18 protein-coding genes are annotated in these 22427 nt (G+C 52.6%); 11 read left to right on the top strand and 7 right to left on the bottom strand.

Translation table 11 applies throughout. The annotated features are described in order from the left end of the window. Positions 1–90: 90 nt before the first annotated feature. From KU854_RS18820 to KU854_RS18805, 4 genes are all read right to left on the bottom strand, one after another. Positions 91–768 carry a TVP38/TMEM64 family protein gene (locus KU854_RS18820; protein WP_218359912.1) on the bottom strand — a complete coding sequence of 226 codons (678 nt, stop codon included), beginning with the start codon at positions 766–768 and terminating at the stop codon, positions 91–93. Between the two features lie 152 nt (positions 769–920). Continuing rightward, positions 921–1691, bottom strand: a complete 771-nt coding sequence (locus tag KU854_RS18815; protein ID WP_218359911.1) for a heterodisulfide reductase-related iron-sulfur binding cluster — start codon at positions 1689–1691, stop codon at positions 921–923. After that, a complete protein-coding gene (locus tag KU854_RS18810; RefSeq protein ID WP_218359910.1) occupies positions 1691–3484 on the bottom strand; it encodes an FAD-dependent oxidoreductase in 1794 nt (597 codons plus the stop codon). The genes KU854_RS18815 and KU854_RS18810 overlap by 1 nt, the downstream gene beginning before the upstream one ends. Positions 3485–3563: 79 nt before the next feature. After that, positions 3564–4553: a sulfurtransferase gene (locus tag KU854_RS18805; protein WP_054778907.1), complete on the bottom strand. Its 990-nt coding sequence runs from the start codon at positions 4551–4553 to the stop codon at positions 3564–3566. Positions 4554–5116: 563 nt separating this feature from the next. Between KU854_RS18805 and KU854_RS18800 the strand changes: the two genes are divergently transcribed. Then, a complete protein-coding gene (locus tag KU854_RS18800; protein ID WP_218359948.1) occupies positions 5117–6823 on the top strand; it encodes a sensor histidine kinase in 1707 nt (568 codons plus the stop codon). Beyond that, positions 6824–7429 (top strand): response regulator transcription factor, encoded by a 606-nt coding sequence (locus KU854_RS18795; RefSeq protein ID WP_218359909.1) that lies wholly within the window; start codon positions 6824–6826, stop codon positions 7427–7429. A 2-nt stretch (positions 7430–7431) separates the two neighbouring features. Here the strand turns inward: KU854_RS18795 and KU854_RS18790 are convergent, their stop codons facing one another. Next, entirely contained in the window at positions 7432–8646 is a 1215-nt protein-coding gene (locus KU854_RS18790) for an MFS transporter (protein WP_218359908.1), read from the bottom strand. A 119-nt stretch (positions 8647–8765) separates the two neighbouring features. Here KU854_RS18790 and KU854_RS18785 point away from each other — a divergent pair, with 119 nt between their 5' ends. From KU854_RS18785 to KU854_RS18745, 9 genes are all read left to right on the top strand, one after another. Beyond that, positions 8766–9533: an ABC transporter ATP-binding protein gene (locus tag KU854_RS18785; RefSeq protein WP_218359907.1), complete on the top strand. Its 768-nt coding sequence runs from the start codon at positions 8766–8768 to the stop codon at positions 9531–9533. 23 nt (positions 9534–9556) lie between these two features. Further along, entirely contained in the window at positions 9557–10456 is a 900-nt protein-coding gene (locus KU854_RS18780; protein ID WP_218359906.1) for an ABC transporter substrate-binding protein, read from the top strand. Continuing rightward, the gene (fhuB, locus tag KU854_RS18775; protein WP_218359905.1) at positions 10453–12444 is read left to right on the top strand and encodes a Fe(3+)-hydroxamate ABC transporter permease FhuB; all 1992 of its coding nucleotides are present in this window, start codon (positions 10453–10455) and stop codon (positions 12442–12444) included. The genes KU854_RS18780 and fhuB overlap by 4 nt, the downstream gene beginning before the upstream one ends. A 248-nt stretch (positions 12445–12692) precedes the next feature. Then, the gene (locus tag KU854_RS18770; RefSeq protein WP_218359904.1) at positions 12693–14486 is read left to right on the top strand and encodes an IucA/IucC family protein; all 1794 of its coding nucleotides are present in this window, start codon (positions 12693–12695) and stop codon (positions 14484–14486) included. After that, entirely contained in the window at positions 14479–15417 is a 939-nt protein-coding gene (locus KU854_RS18765; protein ID WP_218359903.1) for a GNAT family N-acetyltransferase, read from the top strand. Before KU854_RS18770 ends, KU854_RS18765 begins: the two co-directional genes overlap by 8 nt. Next, positions 15417–17177, top strand: a complete 1761-nt coding sequence (locus KU854_RS18760) for an IucA/IucC family protein (protein WP_218359902.1) — start codon at positions 15417–15419, stop codon at positions 17175–17177. The genes KU854_RS18765 and KU854_RS18760 overlap by 1 nt, the downstream gene beginning before the upstream one ends. A 12-nt stretch (positions 17178–17189) precedes the next feature. Next, positions 17190–18497, top strand: a complete 1308-nt coding sequence (locus tag KU854_RS18755; protein WP_218359901.1) for a lysine N(6)-hydroxylase/L-ornithine N(5)-oxygenase family protein — start codon at positions 17190–17192, stop codon at positions 18495–18497. Beyond that, the gene (locus tag KU854_RS25070) at positions 18494–19264 is read left to right on the top strand and encodes a (2Fe-2S)-binding protein (protein ID WP_218359900.1); all 771 of its coding nucleotides are present in this window, start codon (positions 18494–18496) and stop codon (positions 19262–19264) included. Before KU854_RS18755 ends, KU854_RS25070 begins: the two co-directional genes overlap by 4 nt. A 132-nt stretch (positions 19265–19396) precedes the next feature. Beyond that, positions 19397–21616: a TonB-dependent receptor gene (locus KU854_RS18745; protein ID WP_218359947.1), complete on the top strand. Its 2220-nt coding sequence runs from the start codon at positions 19397–19399 to the stop codon at positions 21614–21616. Positions 21617–21739: 123 nt separating this feature from the next. On the opposite strand, the gene KU854_RS18740 is transcribed toward KU854_RS18745, so the two are convergent. Beyond that, on the bottom strand, positions 21740–21946 hold the full coding sequence (locus tag KU854_RS18740; protein ID WP_218359899.1) for a hypothetical protein: 207 nt from the start codon (positions 21944–21946) through the stop codon (positions 21740–21742). 69 nt (positions 21947–22015) lie between these two features. Then, complete coding sequence (locus tag KU854_RS18735; RefSeq protein ID WP_218359898.1) at positions 22016–22333, bottom strand: hypothetical protein; 318 nt, start codon at positions 22331–22333, stop codon at positions 22016–22018. Between the last annotated feature and the right edge of the window lie 94 nt (positions 22334–22427).

Below are 22427 nucleotides of genomic sequence, written 5' to 3'. Positions count from 1 at the left end.
GCATGTGCTTTGGCTGGCGATATAAACGCAAAAATCGTCCCCAGCCAAAAGACGGGGGACGATACAGTTACTTCATGGATGTGCGCAAGCTTATTTAGACAGTTCAGCCATATCGATGCCTTTTTTCTTCGCGATATATTTCGGAATCAAAGACATACCAAACAGAACCAGACCCGCAGCCGCGAATTTCACCAGCAGCATTGCAGATACACCGTTGGTTGCAATGTCACCCGCCATGTAAGCAAAGATGAATGCGCCCGGTGCCATGGTGATCATAGAAACCAGTGCGAAAGTGCTCAGGCTCAGACCGGTCAGGCCGTACGCGTAGTTTTGCAGGCTGAATGGGAAAACCGGAACCAGACGGGTCAGGATCAGGAAGCTGGTGCCGTTTTGCGCTACGCCATCATCAATTTTCTTGAAGATTGGGTTGGTGCCAAATTTTTTCATGATGGTGCCACGCAGCAGGAAGCGCGCAACGATAAACGCCGCCGACGCACCCACAGTCGCCGCTACCAGCGCCAGGATACCACCTTGAACAGGGCCAAACACGATGCCGGCAACAATGGTGAATGCACTGCCTGGCAGCATGAAAATACACGCAAATACGTAAGCGACCAGGAACACAACGTAACCCATTGCGCCAAAGCTAGCGATCCAGTTTTGCAGGCTTTCGATATCGGTAATGATATCCAGAATGCCTGTTTGTTTTGCGCCGAACAGTACGGCTGCGATAGCGGCTACGATAAGACCGATTTTCAGAAATTTCATGATGTAGTTACCTGAAAAAAATTAACAATCTTTTTTCTTGTCCCGAAGGGGGATCGGGACAAGAAAGAAACTCGCCGGGCGCGCTAGGCAGGAGACGCTGCGCTACAAATCAGTGTGCGTATGATTACAGTGCACCCGGCGATTTCTTTAAATTAGAGAGAAACGCACTTGATCAGACCCGCTTTCGACTTGTAGCGGTTGAACCAAGCTTTTGCCGGGCTTGCCAGAACGTTTACTGGTGGCGGCGTATCTTGCATGACCACAGGGCCGAAAATCAGATCCAGGATGTGCCATGCTTTCGTGCCCACACCCATCATGGATGCGCGGCATGCTGCACAGTAAACCACCACGTGGTCAGTTTTGAACTCGTCAACACGGCGCTGAACAACACGGTTCGCTACGTCTGGGTTTGCCGGAACAACCATGCCGCCGAAACCACAACAACGGGTGTTTTCACGGGTGTACTCAGGCTCAACGGTTTTGTAGCCCAGTTCGTTCAGGATCCAGCGGATACCTTCTTGCAGTTCTTGCTCGTAACGGGTTGAGCAAGAGTCGTGAATGGTGAATACCACGTCACTGTCTTTTGCTTTGCCCACCAGCTCTTTCGGCAGACCGATAGTTGGCAGCAGTTTCCACAGAGAAACTGGCTTTTGCTTACCGCCAGACTTTTTGATCATGCCGTAGCAGCTTTGACACGCTACGATCACTTCTTCCGCTTCCAGCTTGTCGAAGTCTGCTTGCAGTTGGCCGTAACGCTCTTTGAATTTTTCCGCCTGGCCGATAGCTGCGGTAGGCTTACCGCAACATTTCTGAACCGCGCCCATGTCTGGGAAGACGTTTTTCAGGTGACGCGCAATCGCCGCTACACCTTCTGGCGAGTAGGATGGCAGGCTGCATCCTGGCATAAATACTTTATTGCTCATTATTTGGTTACCACGCGTTTAGCCATAGTGAAGAATTTCGAGAAGCCCAGTTTCTGGTGCATGTTGATCGCCTTGTGACCTTTCATTGGCGACTCACCGTTGTTCGCATTAACGAAGTCAACACGGGCACCCAGGAAGATTTCCTTCATTGGGTATTCCTTCGGACACACGATGGTGCACTGGTCACAGGCGTTACAGGAGTACGCCAGCAGCGGATCCATCTCTTTGTTGTCAACGAAGTTAGAGAACAGGGTCTTCGGACAGTCGCCGAAGTCGTTCATCATCACGCACTCTTTCATACACAGTTTGCAGGTACACTGCAGACAGCGAGAGGCTTCTTGCTTCACTTGCTCTTGGGTGAAACCAAAGTCAACCTGAGCGAAATCACGCTTACGTTCTTGTGCTTCACGCAGTTCGCCGTGCAGGCGAGGAACGTCAGTAGTACCTTTTGGCAGTGGGATGTCCAAGCGAGACTTGTAGCTGTACTCTTCCTGGAAATCACGACCTTCTTCCAGAGGACGGCCAGCGAATTGACGCTCGATGCTCATTGCCGCTTTGCGGCCCAGCGCCATAGCTTCGATAACGATGTTACCGCCCGCTGCGTCACCCGCGACATAAACGCCTTCCAGCGAAGTCGCCAGGGTTTCTTTGTTCACGACGTAACGACCACCACGTGTTTGTTCCAGCGCGCCGTCAGTGATGTCTGCTACGATCTGACCGGTTGCGAATACCACGGTATCCACTTCGATCGTGCGGGTTTCATCCGCGTAGCTTGGTGCGAAATTGCCGTTTTCGTCGAAGATAGACAGAACGCGCTTCAGGGTGATTGACACCACTTTGCCGTCTTTTTCTTCGATAGAGATTGGGCCCCAACCTGCGTTGAAAGACACTTCCTCTTCCAGAGATTCTTCGATTTCAACGTGGCTTGCTGGCAGTTTGTCCATCGCTTCCAGTGAACACTGGTGAACTTCGTCAGCACCGATACGCCATGAAGAACGTGCACAGTCCATCGCAACGTCGCCGCCGCCGATAACCATGACACGCTTACCAGCACGTGGGAACGCGCGGGTTTCAGAGATTTCTTTCAGGTATTCAACCGCAGAGAACACGCCTTCAGCCTTGTGGCCTGGCAGTGGGATGATTGAACCTACGTGCGCACCGTGCGCCAGAACAACGGCATCGTATGTTTCACGCAGCTGTGCAAAAGTGATGTCTTTGCCGATTTCTACGCCGAACTTGGTTTCAATGCCCAGCAGGTTCAGGTAGCTGTATTCGAAATCGATAACGTTGCGTGGCAGGCGGTACTCAGGGATACCAACACGCATCATGCCGCCGTAAACGTCCAGTTTCTCGAAAATAGTGACTTCGTGGCCTTTACGACGCAGTTCGATTGCTGCTTGTGCACCCGCAGGGCCAGCACCAACAATCGCAATTTTCTTACCGGTTGGGTTCAGAACCGCCAGATCCCAGTTTTCCTGGTTATCCATTTTTTCTGCAACGAAGCGTTTGATGCCCGCAACGCTGATAGCCTGACCGTATTCAGTCTGACGACGACATGCCGCTTCACATGGGTGCGCACAGATGCGGCCCAGTGTTTGAGGCAGGAACAGTTTGCCACGGATAACGTCCAGCGCTTCCTGATACTTACCTTCACCAGCCAGACGCACGTATTGTTTTACATCGGTGTGCATTGGACATGCTGTTTGACATGCTGGATCTGCATCGCCCATACAACCGTCTACAACGCGCTGTGCTGCGTCGTAAAGTTTTTGGCTAAAAATGACATTGTTCATTATTGGTATTGTTCCAGTATTTGAAATTCTTTTTGACAGGGGTGCCGCTCAACTCACCCCTGTTGATAATCCGGTTTTATTAGCTTTGCTTCGCGCCGCTTTGTACTGGGATATCAGCACGCTTTTGTTCGTAGTGTGCGTGGCTGTACTCAATCCAAGAACCGTCGTAGTTGTAAACGCCTTCAGCACCCAGCACTTCTTCCAGAACCATCTGGGTGTGTGCAGAACGAACACCTGACTGGCAGTAAGTGATCACTTTCTTGCCTTTAATCACGTCGCCGTAAAGCGCTTGCAGCTCTTCAGCAGATTTCAGTGTGGTGTCTTCGTTCAGGGCTTTGGTCCAGTTGATGTGAACACTGCCAGGGATGGTGCCTGGGCCAAATGCGCCAGAAACCGTGGTGCTACCATCAAATTCAGCAGTGCCGCGGGTGTCCAGGATTACCCAGTCAGACGCGTTTTGTGCGTTCAGAACCATTTCCAGCGTTGCCAGCGTATTCACTTCAGTTTGTGGCGCTGGTGCGACGTAGTCAGTTTTCGCAACGGTTGGGTTTGCATCACCGGTTGGCAGGCCAGCACCGATCCATGCGTTCAGACCACCGTCCAGGTAGCGAACGTCTTCATGGCCAAGGTTGCGGATTTGCCAGAACAGGCGTGCAGCATCGTGGTGAGAGTTTGCTGCATAAACAACGATGGTTGACTCAGGGGTCGCGCCATAGCTGCTCAGCAGTGCTTCCATGTCGTCAACAGAGTTACGCATGCCGTCAAAAGCGTATTCGCCTTCAGCCGCTGAGTAATCTGGACGCCACAGGGTGAATGAACCTGAAATTGGTGCGTCTGGTTTCATTGGGTTCAGCGCGCCGATCACGACAACGTCTTCGCCCTTGTCCATCATATCTTTTACGTCTTGAGTCGAAACGAACGCTTCAGGATTAGCGTAGGTAGCAAACTTTTGCTCTAGCGAATCTGCGCTAACAACAACAGCTTTTGCACCGAACATAGAGGTGTAGCCAACGTAGCCCGCGGCACCAAGAACGGCAAGAATGCCGACTGCGATTGTCGATTTCTTCATAAAAGATAATTCCAAGATTGTAAAAAATTTGTGCTCATGGCTGAGCAAAATGAAATCCGTTCGGTGAGGCGCTTATGGAGGCTTTTTGGTTGATTTTTAGTGCCAAATTAAGACTGCATCACACTTAAAATTCTTTACGTTGACCGCGCTGGGTCAGTGGCTCGGATTGTGTGATACGGGAGAAAGTCGGGGTATTGTGGTTTACCACAATAGTGACACTAAATTGATCTAGGACAAGTTTGATCGAGGGCAATATTAGCGAATTTGTTTCATAACGTTTCCAACGTGCCAGAAGCCGAAAAGCCACTCTTAATCAACAACATTTTTACAACCCTACCCACCCGTCGGGTGCGTCGAAAAATCCCTGTTAAATGTGTGTACTTTCTGTCGCGGGCATAGGGGGAATCCGCTACAATGCCGCCCCAATTGTTTTCTTTATCAGCAGTACTTCCTTGCCCAGATTTTTCCAGCGCTTCGCCCCTTTGCTGAGCCTTAAAATTATCTATCTTTCTATTGTCGGCATTGGTAGCTACTGTTTCTGCTCATGCCCGGCCACAGCCGCCATGTTGGAACACTACGACGTGGGCGTACTGGCACTTCGTGGCGATGAGCATGCCAGCAAATCCTGGAAGCCAACCCTCGATTGGCTGGAAGAACACATCCCGAACACGACATTCGATCTGCACACCTATGATTTCGATGAGCTTGAGGATGCGTTCCAACACAACCAGCTCGACTTTCTGCTGACCAGCCCTGGACAGGCAACCAAAATCGCCCGCGAATACCCGCTGAACTGGCTGGCGACACAAAAGACGCCATACAGTGACAACCAGACCCATTCCATCGCGTCCGTCGCCGTGGTGCGCAGCGACTCACCGTATAAGTCGCTCAACGACATTGAATACGCCCGCGTCGGCGCAGTCTCAAAAAAAGCGTTCGGGGGCTTTCTCGCCTTGCGCTATGAGTTGGAATCTCGCGATCTGGTGGGCAGCAGTTTCTTTAGCCGCGTCCATTTCTTCGGCCCGCCGACCGATAACATTATCCTCAGCATGCTTGATGGCGTTCTGGATGTCGCCGTCGTTCCAGCCTGTACGCTGGAAAGCCTGATTAAAGAAGGACGCATTGAACGTCACACCGTGCGTGTGCTGGAAGGCAAGCGTCCGCATGATTCTGTCTGTACCGTCAGTACCCCGCTCTACCCGAACTGGACGTTCGCCAAAACTGACCGTGCATCAGAAGATATCGGCAAACGGGTCACGCAGGCGCTGCTCTCAATGCCAGACAACACGGTAGCGGCCAAAGCGGCGGGCAACGTGGGTTGGACGCTGCCTGCCAGTTCGGTAAAAGTCGACAAGGTATTGCACCACCTTGAACTGCACCCGCTGCAACGTACGTGGCAGGAAGGCTTTTGGAAATGGCTGGACAGGAACAAAGGCGTTGCTTACGCCACCCTGGTGGTGTTTTTCCTGATGAACGTCTACCACTTCTGGCTGGAATACCGCTTCAACCGCAGTAAAAAGGCGTTGGAGAAAACCATCTACGAGCTGAAAGAAAAGAGCAACCTGCTTGAGCACGCGCAGCGCACCATGATTGTCAGTGAGCTCGGCAGCAGCATCGCCCATGAAATCAATCAGCCCCTGTCGACGATTAAAAATTACTCCGAAGGGCTCGAGCGGCGCATTGAGCGTGGGATGACGGCAGAAGAACTCAAACCGGTACTGGGTAAAATCCAGCAACAGGTCGTGGTTGCCAGTGGCATCATCCAGCGTTTGCGCGGCCTGATAAAACAAACGCCGACGGACTATGTCACCTGTGACCCGGTTTTCTTTATCCGCGAATCTATCGCCCTGGTGGAATACGACTTCGCGACACAGAAAATCGACCTCAACCTGACCATTGAAGGCAACCCTGTTAAAGGCGAGTTTGATGTCATTGGCATGCAACAGGTGATGCTCAATCTGCTGAAAAATGCCAAAGAGGCCTGCATGGCGAGCCTTGACTGGGAGCTGAGCCCTACTGTCAACATTGAGCTGCTTTACGGCGAAAGCGAAGTCGTTATCCGGGTACAGGACAACGGCATTGGCCTAGAAGCCAGCGAAACCGAAGTGAAAAGACCGTTCTATACCACCAAATCAGACGGTTTGGGCCTTGGCCTGCCAATTTGCCGCGAAGTGGTGGAAGCCCACCGCGGGCACTTTATTATTCAGGGCGCACGCCCCGTCGGCTGTGAAGTCACGGTGGTATTGCCAATTACGCAAGAGCAAAAGTAAATGACAACCGGACCGGTATTTGTAGTTGATGATGAAGATGCAGTGCGTGAGTCACTGGTATTTATGCTGGAAAGTTACGGCCTGCAACTGGAGGACTTCCCCTCTGCACCCGCTTTTCTGGATGCCGTAGACATACTCCAGCCCGGCTGCGTTGTGCTGGATAGCCGTATGCCGGAAATGCGCGGACAGGAACTACAGACGCTGCTCAATGAAGCACGAAGCCCACTCTCTATTATTTTTCTCACCGGCCACGGCGATATCCCGATGGCGGTGGATGCCCTCAAAGACGGTGCGATCGACTTTTTCCAGAAACCGGTGGACGGTGACAGGCTGGTCGCAGCGATTGAAAAAGCGCTGACTCTTTCCTATCAACGTGTTGGTGATGTGAGTATTGAGCGCCGCTATAACAGCCTGACCGACCGTGAAAAAGAAGTGCTTAAAGAAGTTCTGAAAGGCCAGACCAACCAGCAAATGGCGAAAACACTCTGCGTCTCCCTGCGCACCATTGAAGTTCACCGCGCCAACATGATGAAAAAATTTGAAGCCAGTAATGTGGCGGACTTGGTACTGCGGTTAAGTCACCTGGTACAACAAGGGAAGCTCTGACGTTATTCGTTTTTATCAGCCGCGAGGGACAACGCAACCACGACCGCGAAGATCGCCCCCGAAAGGGCAATATTGATCCAGATGGGAGTAAAGACACCGAAAGCCAGGGTCATCACCAGCGCAGCGCTCAGTCCGTAACCTAGGGTATGGGACATGGCAATATAGCCTGCCATGGTGCCTTGCTGCGCGGCCATGCGGGATGTTGCCTCAGCCACATAAGCCGGAACAAATAAGGCTCCTCCCGCTGCAACACACGCCACCGCCAGAAAAAATGCCGGCCAATACAGGCTGAGAAACAGCGTGTAGCCGGTCAGCATCAATACCGAGCCCCCCACCAGCATGTGCGGCACCGAAATGCGCCTGCGCTTGATCACCAGAAGTTGGGTCGCCAGGGTGATGGCTGCACTTATCGTCAGCAATGCACCAACCGCATTGGAAATATCAGGAACGGACCACTCCGTTGCAGCCTGCAGCATTGGCGTAAGCATATATTGCATGAGCGCCAGGGCGGTACTTCCGAGCATCGCAATCAGTAAAAATGGAACAATCCGACGTGGTGGCAGAATAGGGGCTGGCGACGCCACCTTTATTGCCAGTTGTTCCCTGGGGTCTGGCAAGTTCTTCGCTACCAACAAGCCGAGCAAGGGCAACAGGGTCAAGGTGATGAGCGGCGCCAAAGGGTGGACATTCAACAATGCGATAGCAATCAGAGGCCCCAACAACCGTCCCGCACTCATGCCAGCGCTGATGGTGGTAATGGCTTCCAACCGATTCTCTTCTCCCTTGATTAACACCGCCCAATGCTGCGCGGCGGGCACCATCCCCGCCACGGTGAGTCCATAAATCACCCGCGCGACTACCAAGCCCGTAATCACCCAGCCGTCTGCCAGATTGGATGTGTTGGCAAAGCTCACAAAGATGTAGAGCAGCCCAAAGCTGATGCCAAAGCCCACAAGCGCCTGCAACACGATGGACTTGGGCCCGCTCAGGTCACTTTGCCTTCCCCAGTAAGGGGATGCGGGTAGGAAAAGTACGCTACCTGTGGCAATGACCATGCTCCAGACTGTCAGGCTCAAATGCGTTTCCGATACCAATACCGGCAATGACACCAGCAAGCCTCCTTGCCCCAAGCCCATCAAAGCCGCAATAAAGGCGATCACTGTCGTTGAAGCGTGCTTTCTTTCTGCCGCTTCATTTTTCACTGGCGACAAGCGCATAACATCACCCAAACATTCTTTTGCATTTAATGACATATGATTTAAATATAAATACAATGCTTATGCAAATCATTATCATTAAGATTAAAGATAACATTATGCCCAATGAAATCCCCCCAATGTTTACGCTCAGTGCTGTCAGCTTTTCAGTGCCGGGGAAGACCATTCTCCACCCAATATCACTCACCATTCCGGCAGGACGCATTACCACGCTGCTTGGCCACAACGGCAGCGGCAAATCAACACTGATTAAACTGCTGAGCCGCAATGCTTCCGCCTCTGACGGTCATATCGCGTTGGGTAACAAGCCATTAAACACCTTTTCTTCCCGCGATTACGCCCGCTACGTGGCTTACCTGCCACAAGATCCTCCCATCACCGACAGCATTACTGTGTATGAATTGGTGCGGCTTGGGCGCTATCCCTGGAAAGGTGCGTTGGGGCGCTACGACAAAAAAGACCAGGACATCATTGCCGAATCGATGGAGGCGGTTGGCGTCACGTCTCTGGCTGATCGCTTTGTCAGCACTTTATCCGGTGGCGAACGCCAGCGCGTGTGGGTCGCCATGCTTCTTGCTCAGCAAAGCGACTGTATTTTGCTCGACGAGCCAACGTCAGCGCTCGATATCGCCCACCAGTATGAGTTGCTGTCGCTGATCAGAAAGCTCAATCAAGAGCGCGGCCTTACCGTCATTATGGTCTTGCATGACATCAACCTCGCCGCCCGTTACAGCGACAACCTCATCGCCTTGCACAGTGGCAAAGTCATGGCCCACGGCGATGCTCAGTCACTGATGAACCAGCCTATTCTCGAAGCAATTTATGACATTCCACTCGGCTTTTTTCACCATCCAGAAAACGGCCAACCCATTGCTTATGTCCGTTAATCAGCCGTCAATGGAGCGACGTTGTGAGACTACTAGTTTGCCTATCCCTGTTCTTTTGTTCCCATACCTTTGCGCTGGTGCTTAACCATGAACTTGGTGAGACAGAAATCGCCCGCACACCTCAGCGGGTTGTCGCGCTGGACTGGGTCAGCGCTGAAACCCTGCTGTCACTGGGCATCACCCCGCTTGCCATTGCGGATACGGCAGGTTACCGGCAGTGGGTAACGACCCCCACACTCCCTGGCTCGGTAAAAGATGTCGGCTCCCGCCGCGAGCCAAACCTTGAGTCACTGACTGCATTGAAACCCGACCTGATTGTGATCAACAAAGAGCATGCTGCGGTGTATCCGGCATTAACAAACATTGCGCCGACAGTGGCGTTCAGTGTTTTTGACGGGGAGAGAATGCCGTTGGTAAAACTCAAAGCCATGACAGAAACGCTGGGGGAAATCTTCGGCAAGGAAGCCATTGCCCGTGACGTTATCGCCACTACGCTGCGCACTTTTCAGGAAAACAGAACCCTGATCACCAACGCAGGTTTGAACAATACCCCTCTGGTGATTGTCCGCTTTATCGGCAACACCCATGTCCGGGTTCATGGCGAGGGTTCTTTGGCCAACGACATTTTGACAGCGCTGGGGCTATCGAACAGCTGGCAGGAAAACACCAATAACTGGGGGTTTTCCTCTTCAGGGATTGAAGCTTTGGCAAAGCACCAGCAGGCGACTGTGATGTACTTGGCGCCCATGGAAGAGGGGCAGAAAGCGGCCATCTTCTCCACCCCACTTTGGAAAGCCATGCGTTTTAACCGGGAGAACAGAGTGGTTGGCCTGTCTCCGATATGGACATTTGGTGGCCTGATTTCTGCCCAGCGGATGAGTAACGAAATAGCAGGCAACGTGCTAGGACGTGCAGCGAAATGACGGCAATAATTCAACAAAGTGCCGTCACGCATGCATACCGCTTGACCGTTTTGCTTGCGGCAACCCTGTCACTGCTCATTTTCCTTGTTTATGCCAGTGCCCCGTTTCCCTTTTCATCCACGGTTTGGCTTGGCGGCATCTTCTCGCCCAACGAGGATGACTACCGACAAATTATCATCCACTACAGCTACCTACCCCGTCTGATAATGGCTGTGCTCTGTGGTGCAGCGCTGGCAATGGCAGGCTGTGTGATGCGTTTTGTGCTCAATAACCCTCTTGCGTCGCCCACCACGCTCGGTGTGGCGGCAGGCGCAGAGCTTGGGTTGGTCAGTGGAACTCTTTTCTTTTCCGTCACTGCAGGGATAGCTCTCTATTTTTCCGCATTTGTTGGCGGTCTTCTCGCCACATTGCTGGTGTTTGTTATCACCTCACGACGCGCCTACTCACCACTTTCGCTCATTCTTTCCGGGATGGTGACCACCCTGTTTCTCGGCGCGGTGACCATGATGCTGGTGCTGGTTCACGAGCAAAAACTCACCCACCTTTTTCTGTGGGGCGCTGGCGCTCTGGAACAGAATGACTGGCAGGGCGTAACGCGCCTGCTGCCGATGGTGGCCATTCCCGCCCTTGTGCTTGTCGGCTTAAGCCGAACCCTTTCTTTGATGCAGTTGGGCGATACTGTCGCCAGCTCTCTCGGCTCCAACGTCGTCCGGATAAGGATGGTGACGTTAACGCTCAGCGTCCTGATGACGGCAGCGGTGGTGAGCGAGGTCGGCATTATCGGCTTTGTTGGCCTGGTAGCACCTGCCCTGGCACGGATGCTTGGGGCGCGGCACTTGCGGGGGCAAATATTCCTGTCAGCAGGCATTGGCGCTACGCTCCTGCTGGGCGCGGATCTGCTGGTACAAAGCCTGTCCCGCTATGTCGCTGACGTGATCCCAACCGGCGCGGTCACGGCGCTTCTGGGCGCACCATTCCTGCTCTATCTTCTTCAGCAACGGTTGATGGGCAGCGCAGCCCCACGCGCAGCTGCCGCCGTCCCTCCCAGCAAGCGTCGGGCGTTCAAACCCTTACTGTTGCTCCTGACCCTGGTCTTTATTTTGGCGGTTTTGGTCAGCCTGATATGGGGGAAATCGCAAGCCGGATGGGCATTGAGTCTCGACCCTGCACTCCTTTCACTTAGGGCTTTCCGGGTTGCTGTAGCCGCACTTGCCGGTGCCAGTCTCGCTTTGGCCGGGAGTGTCATCCAGCGTCTGACAGGCAATCCTATGGCAAGCCCGGAAGTGATGGGGATCAGCGCAGGGTGTGCACTTGCCATTGTTCTGGCTGCCGCATTTGGGCTGACACTTTCCCGCGTTGAACAATTGTTGTTTGGAGCATTGGGCGCAAGTGCCGTGATGGCGCTGATCTTCTGGTTCAGCCGCAAAAAAATGGCCTCACCGAGCCACTTTATCCTGATAGGCATTGCTGTGAGCGCGATGGCGGACGCGGTGATCCGCCTTACCATGTCTTCCGGCCAGGAAGGCGTGAAATCACTGCTTGGCTGGCTGTCCGGGTCATTGTATTTGGCCGACAATATGTCGGTGGGCGTTCTGGTTGTTGCTCTGCTCCTGTTTGGCAGCATCACATTGTTGTGCTCTCGCTGGCTCGATTTGCTCTCACTCGGAGATACCGTGGCGCAGAACCTTGGATTGTCCGTCGGCGTGTCCCGAAAAGTGCTGGTTGCCCTCGTTGCAGTGATGACCTCCGCCGCCACCATTGCCATCGGCCCCCTCAGTTTTGTTGGCTTATTGGCGCCGCACATGGCGACATCACTGGGACAACATTCTGCAAAACGACAACTTATTATCGCCCCGGTTTTGGGGGCGACATTGTTGGTGGTGGCTGACTGGGTGGGCAGAAACTTCTGGTTTCCGTGGCAATTCCCGGCGGGGTTGCTGGCCTCGATTCTTGGTGGCGCATATTTTTTATATCTGCTCCGCCGCTAATCCATGTCGCCCGGCTTCGACTGGGCGACAAAGCCAGAACCTGCCGCCTCACAAGACTGTCCAACTATAGATACAAACCCATCATCCAAACACTGACACGTTTTCGCCTGAAACACCGCGTCCCCCTCCTTACGTTCAGATCTACCAAGCAAAAACCCACTAGCAAAAATAATGTGCGACAAAGTCATTGCATGATCAAATAAGAATCATTATCATTCGCATAAAGTCGCTCAATGAGAATGTAAGAAATGGAAAATCAACAATATAGCTATGGATTTAATTGCTCAGATGTCGCTACTTCTTGTTTTCTTAATGCCTTCTTACGTGAATGCCCTTTGGTTACCGTTGAAGAACTGAATCCTGACCAGCACGTGCTTACTATTCCTCTGAATGATAACAGCCATATTTCCTATCAGATCAGCAAATACTCAGCGTTAGGTCTCCACGAATACAAAATGCCCGCGTATCTGGTCACGCAAAACGGTGCCGTTCCGCTCACTTTTTCAGAAATGCTGGCTGAAGTGGTTTCAGAGCCGACCTTGGTCGGCCAACTAACCGAACAGCAGAAAACAGCTTTCATCACCCGGGTCGTGGAAAGCCAGGGGAATACAGCCAAAGCCATTTCCCACCAGCCAGATCTGGCAGCACTGTTTACGTCCAAACTGCGCTTCGAGCAAGCTGAGCAAGGGTTACTGGCCGGTCACTCCGTCCATCCTGCCCCGAAAAGCCGTGAACAGTTTTCTCAGGATGATGCCAAGCGCTATTCGCCGGAGTTTGGCGGTCAGTTTCCACTGCGATGGTTTGCTGTCGCGGAATGGCTGACCTTGAGCCATCACGACGCCCAAGAGACAGCCCACAACCCGATCCGTGCGTTGATTGACGCAGATCCCCTGCTCAGCAATGCGCTGTCTGTTCCCGAAGGGTTTGTGCCTTTTCCTGCCCACCCCTGGCAGGCCAAGGTGCTGTTGGAACATCCGGATATCCAGGACTATCACGCCCGCGGGCTGTTGCTCGATTTGGGCGAAGTTGGTCAGCACTGGTACCCCACGTCTTCCACGCGATCCCTGTATAGCCCGCAACTGCCTTTCCAGCTGAAATTCTCACTGAGCGTAAGACTGACCAACTCCCTGCGCACGCTCTCGTTAAAAGAAGTCATGCGGGGCATCCGTCTCAATCAGGTTTTCCAATCCAATAACCTCGGAGAGTCTGCCACGCTGCCTGATGGCTTTAACATCATGCAGGAACCCGGCTATATTGCCTTGTTGGATGCTCAAGGGAAAGTCATTGATGAATCCCTGGTGGCACTGAGGGAAAACCCGCTGGCAAACAGACCGGAAGAAGAGGCTGTGGTGCTGGCAACCCTCTGCCAACAACATCCTTTTGGTGGGGATAGCCTTTTGGCAGCAAGGGTGAAGCAGGCAGCTGCACGATTAGCGACAACACCCGAAAACGCGGCGGTCACCTGGTTTGAGCGCTATTGCCAGGAAGTGGTAGAACCGCTTTTCTCGCTACAGGGAAACAACGGCATTGTGTTTCTGGCGCACCAACAGAACATCGTGATGCGCCTGCACCAGGGAATGCCAGTGGGCATGTACTACAGGGATTGCCAGGGCACCGGCTATACCGACCTTGCCTATTCCCACTTCCCGGAGGTGCTGGTTGACGATACCCAGGATTTGGAAAACTTCTGGGAGCCGGAGAAGGTGCAGCGCTATTTCCCCTACTACCTGATTATCAATTCCACTTACAGCGTGATTGCATCCCTTTCCCTTCATTGCGGTGTGCCGGAGCACCTGCTGCTGGAAAGGCTGCGCACTTCATTGGCGTCATTGAAAGGAAAGCTCGCGGACCCTCACTGCCTCAACCATGTTCTGGAAAGCCCAACCCTTTGCTGCAAGGGCAACTTTTACTGCTACTTGCAGGATCTGAATGAAAACGCCATTCCGGATCCAAAAGTGATTTATTTTGACCTGCCCAATCCGCTGGCGCAAAAGACGCCTGACAACCGTCCATCAAATGAAAAGGAAGCACACTATGTCTGATTGCCAGATAGCGCCGCCTGCCAACTTATCCAAGCATCAAAGGGACAACGCAATCCCTGAACTGGTGCCTGAAATGCTGTTTGCCGATCTTGAGCAAACCACGGGAAGAGACATTGCCAACGCGCTGGATCGTTATTTTTGTACCCACCGGGCATCGAGTGCTGTGTTGTTGCTCCGCGATCGCTGGCAGTCACTGATCGCCCCATCAGACTGGCTGAACATGTTTCTCGGAGATGTCCTTACCCGCTCACAATTTTATCAGCTGCCTACGACCGGCCTTTGCCATACACCGTCAGATCGCTATCCGGCATTGCCGATCCAAAGCTCCACGCAATCCGGATTCCACCCCAAACGCCCGCTTGCGCCACAGGGTTATGTCTACCAGCGTACCGATCCGGTGAGCGGCATCAACGTCAGCTTCCGTCTGTTCGATCCCGAACAGGATCTGCCGCGATTTACCCGTTGGATGCATTGTCCGCGTGTTGCCGATTTCTGGGAGCAGGCGTGGTCGGAAGAGGCTCTGCTCGACTATGCCAATGCGCGCTTGGCGGACCCACACACACTCCCCCTGATAGGTGAATTTGACGGACAACCTTTTGGCTACATCGAAGCGTACTGGGTCAGCGAAGACAGGCTTGCCCCTTACTATGACTGCCAGCCATTTGATCGCGGCATCCACTTACTTGTTGGTGAGGAGACGTTCCGTGGCGAGCGCTATTTCAACTTGTGGATGCGCGCCATCACCCACTATCTGTTCCTCGATGACTGCCGGACACAGCGCATCGTACTCGAACCCCGTCACGACAATGCCCGGCTGTTCAACCGCATTGAAAGCGTCGGTTTCAAACGTGAGTTCCTGTTCGATTTTCCTCATAAACGTTCCGCGCTAATGATGACCAATCGTTACGCCTTTTTCAGGGAGCAGTGGTAATGGAACAATCCGCGCTTCACCAATTCTGGGAAAAAGCCAACCGCGCGCTGGTTGCCAAGATCATCAGCGAACTGGAATACGAACAGGCATTCCGGCTTGAAGCGGATTCTGGGAACCATTGCCTCACCTTACCCAATGGCAACCGTTATCTGGTAAACGGGAAACGCAACATCTGGGGACAGCTCAATATCCTGCCGGATTCTGTGCGCCGTCTGGACAACAAGGGAGCTGAGCAGCCTGTCGAGGCCAGTGGCTTTATGCTGGATGCCCAGACCGCTTTGGGGCTGGATGATGAAACCCTGGCTGAGCATCTTGAAGACCTGTACGCCACCTTGTTGGGTGACTGTAAGTTGATGCAGCTAAGGGAAAATCTGGATGCGGAAGCATTTGCCCGCCTGTCTCTCGAAAAACAGCAGTGTTTGTTCGATGGGCACCCCAAATTTGCCTTCAACAAAGGAAGACGGGGCTGGGGCTGTGAGGATTTACGCCGGTTTGCGCCGGAAGGCGAAGAGCCATTTCAGCTATGCTGGCTGGCTGTGCGCCGCACCCTGGTTTGCGAAGCCATTTCAGGTCAACTGGATTGGGATACGCTTTACCAAAGTGCACTGTCTGACCGTGATCTGGCATCTTTCCATTGCGATTTGAACGCGCTTGGACTCAATCCCGACCACTTCCTTTTGTTGCCGGTTCACCCCTGGCAATGGGATCACAAACTCTCTTTACTGTTTGTCGCAGAGCTCGCCAAACAAGAGATGGTGTATCTGGGCGTTTGCGGGGATCACTTCTTGCCCCAGCTTAGCCTTCGCACCCTGACCAATGTGTCACGCCCCGCGCAATACGACATCAAGTTACCGCTTACCATCATGAACACGTCTTGTTACCGGGGCATTCCATCACGCTACATTCAAGCTGGCCCGCTGGCCTCAGAGTGGCTGGAAAACACGGTTAAAAGCGACCCGCTGTTTGCCTTATCCGGTACAGGGGTGCTGCAAGAGCCTGCGAGCCTGACCGTTTCACACCTTGTTTATGACTCGCTCAACGACGCGCCCTACCGCTATCACGAGTTATGCGGGGTCATTTGGCGTGAATCTGCGGCGTTAAAAATGAAGTCCGGGGAGCAGGCCATACTGATGGCAGCGCTGATGGAGACAGACAGCACAGGAAAGCCGTTGATTGGCGCTTACATCCATGCATCTGGTTTATCGGCCGAAAACTGGCTTTCTCAACTGTTCCGCGTCGTGGTTATTCCCTATTACCACCTGTTGGCAAAGTACGGCGTGTCCCTTATCGCCCATGGACAAAACATCACCTTGGTGCTGGAAAACAACGTACCGAAACGCATTCTGCTGAAAGATTTCCAGGGCGATATGCGCCTGATGCAAGGTGATATTCCAGAACAAGACAGCCTTCCCCAAGCGGTGAAAGATGTCACCGTCACCTTGCCTGCGGACTTGATTGTTCACGACTTACAGACCGGTCATTTCGTGACTGTGCTTCGGTTTATCTCCCCGCTGACGGAAAAAGTCGGCGTCACTGAACACCGTTTTTACAGGCTGCTGGCAGATGAACTCCACGCCTATATGCGTTCAAACCCAGAACTGGCCTCCCGTTTCCAACAGCTCGATCTATTCACGCCCACCATCCGCCGGCTTGGATTGAACCTTGCCAAATTCCGCCATGCAACCGACAACAGTGCCAACCGCATGCTGCCGCAGATGGATCATTTTATCGATAACCCGCTGTACCTGGTCACCCATTGAAAGGAGACAATAATGACGACGACATCTTCTCAGATTCTGGATCTTGCTGGCATTGGTGCAGGCCCCTTTAACCTCAGTGTTGCAGCACTCCTGCAGCAAGCACCGGCGATAAGCAGCCGCTTTTTTGAAAGCAGGGAGAGCGTGACTTGGCACCCAGGCATGCTGCTCGACGATACGCACATGCAAACCATGTTTCTCAAAGATCTGGTGACCCCGGTATCACCCCAGAACCCCTATTCTTTCCTGGCCTATCTGGTGGAGAAGAAACGCATTTACCGTTTCCTGTCTGCCGAGTTGAGCTGTATTTCACGGATGGAGTTTTCCGACTATCTCCGTTGGGCATCTGAGAAACTGCCGAACATCGCTTTCTCGACCCGTGTCGACAAAATCGAATATGCGGCAGGACTGTTCCACATCCACACAGACAAAGGCACAACGCTTGCCAGAAACCTGTGTCTTGGCACCGGAAAATCGCCATTGGTGCCGGATTGTGCCAAATCCCATATTGGGGAGCGTGTGTTTCATGCTGCAGAAATTGCCCTCCGCGAACGTGACTTCGCAGGGAAACGTGTTGCCATTGTCGGCGGCGGACAGAGCGGCGCCGATATTTTCCTGAATGCACTGCGCGGCACCTGGGGGAAACCGGCAAAACTGGATTGGGTATCCCGCAGGCCTAATTACCAGCCATTGGATGAAGCCGCCTTCACCAATGAATATTTCACCCCGGATTATGTCGAAGCCTTCCTTGCCCTGTCGCCAGAAGTCAAAGCGCGGGAAATCAATAACCAGAAACTGACATCTGATGGCATTACCCAGAAAGCACTGCTCGACATCTACCGCGAGCTTTATCAACGGTTTGACGTAAACAACGAAGAAAAGTGGGTTCGGCTGCTCCCCCACCGCACCATGACACAACTCCACCCCAGCAAGGGAGCGTATGAATTCGCCGTTCAAAACAAGCTGTCTGAGAAAAGCGAGTGGATTGACGCTGACATCATCGTCCTCGCCACCGGCTTTGAAAGCCGCACGCCAAGCTGCCTCGATGGACTCAGGCCTCTGATTAACATCGACCGCGAAGGCAGGTTCCGGTTGAGCCCGTCTTTCGAAGTGGACTGGGCGCACCGCGACTCAAACCGGATATTTGCCGTGAATGCAGGCATGCACAGCCACGGCATTGCCGAGCCGCAGCTGAGCCTGATGGCCTGGCGTTCCGCCCAGATCGTTAATCGTTTATGCCCTAAGCCGGTGTTTGACACAGACATCGGGCCTTCGCTCATGGACTGGGTCAATACGTCCTCTAAGGTCGAGGCGCTGGCGTGAACGAGCTCACCTTTTGCTCCCTGCACCCTGTGCTTCAGGAAGGCTCTCTGGAAAGCCGGCTAGCCAAGCTGAATCCGGCATGGTGCTGGCAACCCGCGTCTGAGGATGCCCAGCCGCTTGGCAGGTTGCTGAAAGATGATGTGTTCGCCCAGCAAGCTGTGCTCACTTTTCAAAAGGCACATCAGGCGCCAACAGCCAAAGTGGCCGCCTCGTTGGTGCACAAGCAATGGGTTGCCCATCTGCTGTCTCCATTGGTAGCCGTTCATCTTTTATCAGGCAGACCCATTAGCCCCTGGCAACAGCTTGGCTATGACGTACAGGCAAGCCGCTTAGGGTGGACGACGCAGCCCTTTGGTGAGAATGAAAGCCCTGCACTGTTTTTTGACACCGTGACGGGGATTGCCAACGCCTGCTTTGCACTGTTTAGGCGCAATTTTTCTGTCAGCCCAAGGATCCTCTGGAGTAACACAGCGCTGGCCATGGCGTCACCATGGAGCCGCCTGCAACCCTTTGAGGTGGATGGAAATGTCATAAACCGGCAACTGGTGGCTTTTTTCAGCCACTTTCCACCTTCGCTGGCGCAAAGCGTTCAGTGGCTCACTATCACGCAGGGAGATAAGACAGTTTGTATGCCCCGACGGTTAAGCTGCTGCCTCAAATATGCTCTTCCCGGCAAAGGGAAAGCGCTTTGCGGTACCTGTCAGCGACGCAGTGAGGCGGAGCAGGTCGCGCTGATCAACCAGCGTTTTTTTAAACAAAAAGCGTAATACGAATCTCTATTAAACGCATTTATTTATGCGTTTAGTGCTAAAGCGATACTTTCCCCTTTGAATTAAAGGGCTGGTATCACATTGATAAAACGATGAAAAACAGGGAAATTAGAAGTGAAACTATCAAGGATGTTCATAACCAACCCCATCACCACCGCTATTCTTGCTGCTGCCGCTGCCTACTCACCAGCAGTGCTGGCATCCACGGATACTGAAAGCTACACCCTGCATGACACAGTGGTGGTGACCGGGCGCAGTGAAAAGAGTATTTCAGATATTCCCGGCACCGTTTGGGTCGTGAATGATGAACAGATTGAACAGGAGTACCGTGGGGGTAAAAACCTCAGTGAGATCCTGGCAAGCTCTGTGCCTGCGCTGGATTTCAGCAGCCAGGGTCGAACCAACTACGGCCAGAATATGCGCGGTCGTCCAATGTTGGTCATGATTGATGGTGTCTCACTTAACTCTTCCCGCTCCGTTAGCCGACAGCTGGATGCCATCGATCCTTTCAATATTGCGTCGATTGAAGTGCTGTCCGGCGCATCGTCCATCTACGGTGCGGGCGCTACAGGCGGGATAATCAACATTATCACCAAACGTGCAGACGGTGGCGAGCTGGCCTTTGAAAGCTATGCTGGCACCACCAGCGGCTTCAATGGCAGTGATGATTTTGACTACAAACTCGCCCAGTCAATCAGCGGCGGTAATGACACCGTAAATGGCCGCGTCTCTGTGGTTTATGGTGCAAACAAAGGCGCATTTGATGCCGATGGAGACATTATTGTTCCTGATATCACACAAGGCTCGCTGCAATTCAACGAAGTGGTGGATCTGCTCGGCACCCTCACTATCACACAGGATGACAACCAGAGTATTCAACTGCTGGCTCAGTATTATTCCAGCAAGCAAGACAGCCCATACGGCATTTATTTTGGAGAAAACCTTGCCGGTGCCCCCAACAACATCACCGGCAATCCCGCCGATACGAGTTTGATTGAAACCCGAAAAGGTTTCAGCTCCGACAGACAGGGCGGTACAGAGCGGTTAATGCTGAATGCCAGCTACCACCACAGCGATGTACTGGGGCAGGATCTGTTCGTGCAGGCGTCTTTCCGTCGAGAGGAATTCTCGTTTATCCCATTTATTTACGGTTCTTACCTTGCGGCATCCGAACAGAATACGGATGTACTCAGCCTTCGCGCCGCCATGGTTACATCAACGGAAAACCTCACCGTCACCTACGGTATCGACAGCTATCTGGATAAACTCAGTTCCAATCAGGCGCTGTTTGACCGCAGCCTGAGCTACCAAAGTGGCGGGCTGATAAACAAAACCGATGCAGTGATCGGGCGTTACCCCGGCACGGAAGTCGCTTCAATCGCTGGCTTCATCCAGGCGGATTATCAGCTGACGGATGACTGGTCACTGTCAGGCGGGTACCGCTATCAGTGGATGCAAAACAGTATCGACGACTTTGTTGCCGCTTCAATCCAGCAAAAAATTGCACTGGGCAATGGCTCATCAGCTGATGCCGTTCCCGGCGGGACAACCGATTACACCGTTGGCCTTTTCAATCTGGGAACGGTATACAAGCTTTCTAAAAACGCTCAGGTTTGGGCAAACCTATCCCAGGGCTTCGATCTTGCCGATCCGGCAAAATACTATGGACAGGGCAGCTACAGCGCTGCCGATGCCAACGGCCATTACACCCTGACAGACAGCATTAACGTTGCAAATTCTAAGATGCAGGGCATTAAAACCAACAGCATCGAGATAGGTGCACGCCAACAACTGGACGCGCTTAGCTGGCAAGCGGCCGCGTATATTTCAGAGTCTGACAAAACGCTGAAGTACAACAAGAAAACCCTGAATATCGATATCAATGACGCCAAAAAGCGCATCTACGGCATTGAGGCGGAGGTCGCATACTGGCTCACCGATAACCTGCAGACAGGTATCACAGGACATTGGGTTGATTCGAAAGAGCAGGATAGCGAAGGCAACTGGTCGAAAATGTCGGTCAATTATGCCAGCGCTTCCAAAGCAGGTGCCTGGGTGGGCTGGTACGAAGAAGATTACGCACTCAAACTCCAGAGCCAAACCCTGTTTGATTTGGAAGATGATAACGATGGAAACATTGACGGGTACAGCGTGTTTGACCTGATCGGCAGCGTAAACCTGCCGAAAGGAAGCCTCGGCTTTGGTATTCAAAACCTGCTGAACGAAGACTACACCACGGTGTGGGGGCAACGCGCCAAAGGCTGGTACAGCTATTATGGCCCGGCAGAAATGTTTGATTACAAAGGACGCGGACGCACCTACACCCTCAACTACCAGCTGAAATACTGATCCGCCGTTTCAGAGCTAAGGCAAATTGACGCTTTGGTTATGTAGTCAAAAACAAGGGAAGCACTGAGGCTTCCCTTTTTACTTGTTCATTCAGAAGTAATGTTTTTAGGCATTCATCATTTGTCAGCGAACCCATTTTGCCGCAGCAATATTGAGTTGAGCTTTTTTCGTGCCATCCTTGCTGACAAAGAAAATGATGCCATTTCCCTCATCCAGTTTGGTTGGTTGCCAGCTGTACTCTTCAACCGCTTTCACGTAGATGTCCAACGACTTTTTGTTCTGGCCAGCAGCCGCTTTTATGGCTTCAAAATCTACGTTGCTGCCAATCAAATCTGGATAGATAGGCGTTTCAAAATCTATGATGGCGTAAATATCGCCATTTTCTTTTTTGGAAAAGCCCTAGATCGGGTAGATACACTCTTCGTACTTCTCAATGCGCCAAGTGCCCCCTTCCGGCTGGGAACCTTCAGTAAGCACTACTACATAGCCAAGCTTTCCCTGTTCAATCTCTTTGATATGTCGCAGTCTTTCTTTCTGACCAAGACGGCTATCACCCGCTGAATACTTACATACCAACCCTTCGTTTCCATCGACTTCAATCGCCCAGATACGAAGATAAACACCCTTTTCGTTTTCAGCACCCCAAGACCACTGCACATTCGCCAGTGGTGCATTCAGGTTTTCCGCAAAAAATGCCGATATGGACTTTGAATTCATTTACAACCCCAAAACAAATCCCGCCACTAAAAAGTGAAAATCCAGCACATAGCAGCAAGGACATTTAAATGACCATTACAAAACGACCATGAAA

This window comes from Enterovibrio paralichthyis (assembly GCF_019209835.1).
Classification (GTDB): Bacteria; Pseudomonadota; Gammaproteobacteria; order Enterobacterales; family Vibrionaceae; genus Enterovibrio; species Enterovibrio paralichthyis.
Note: the sequence above shows the minus strand (reverse complement) of the source record. Positions and strands in the feature narration are given on the sequence as shown.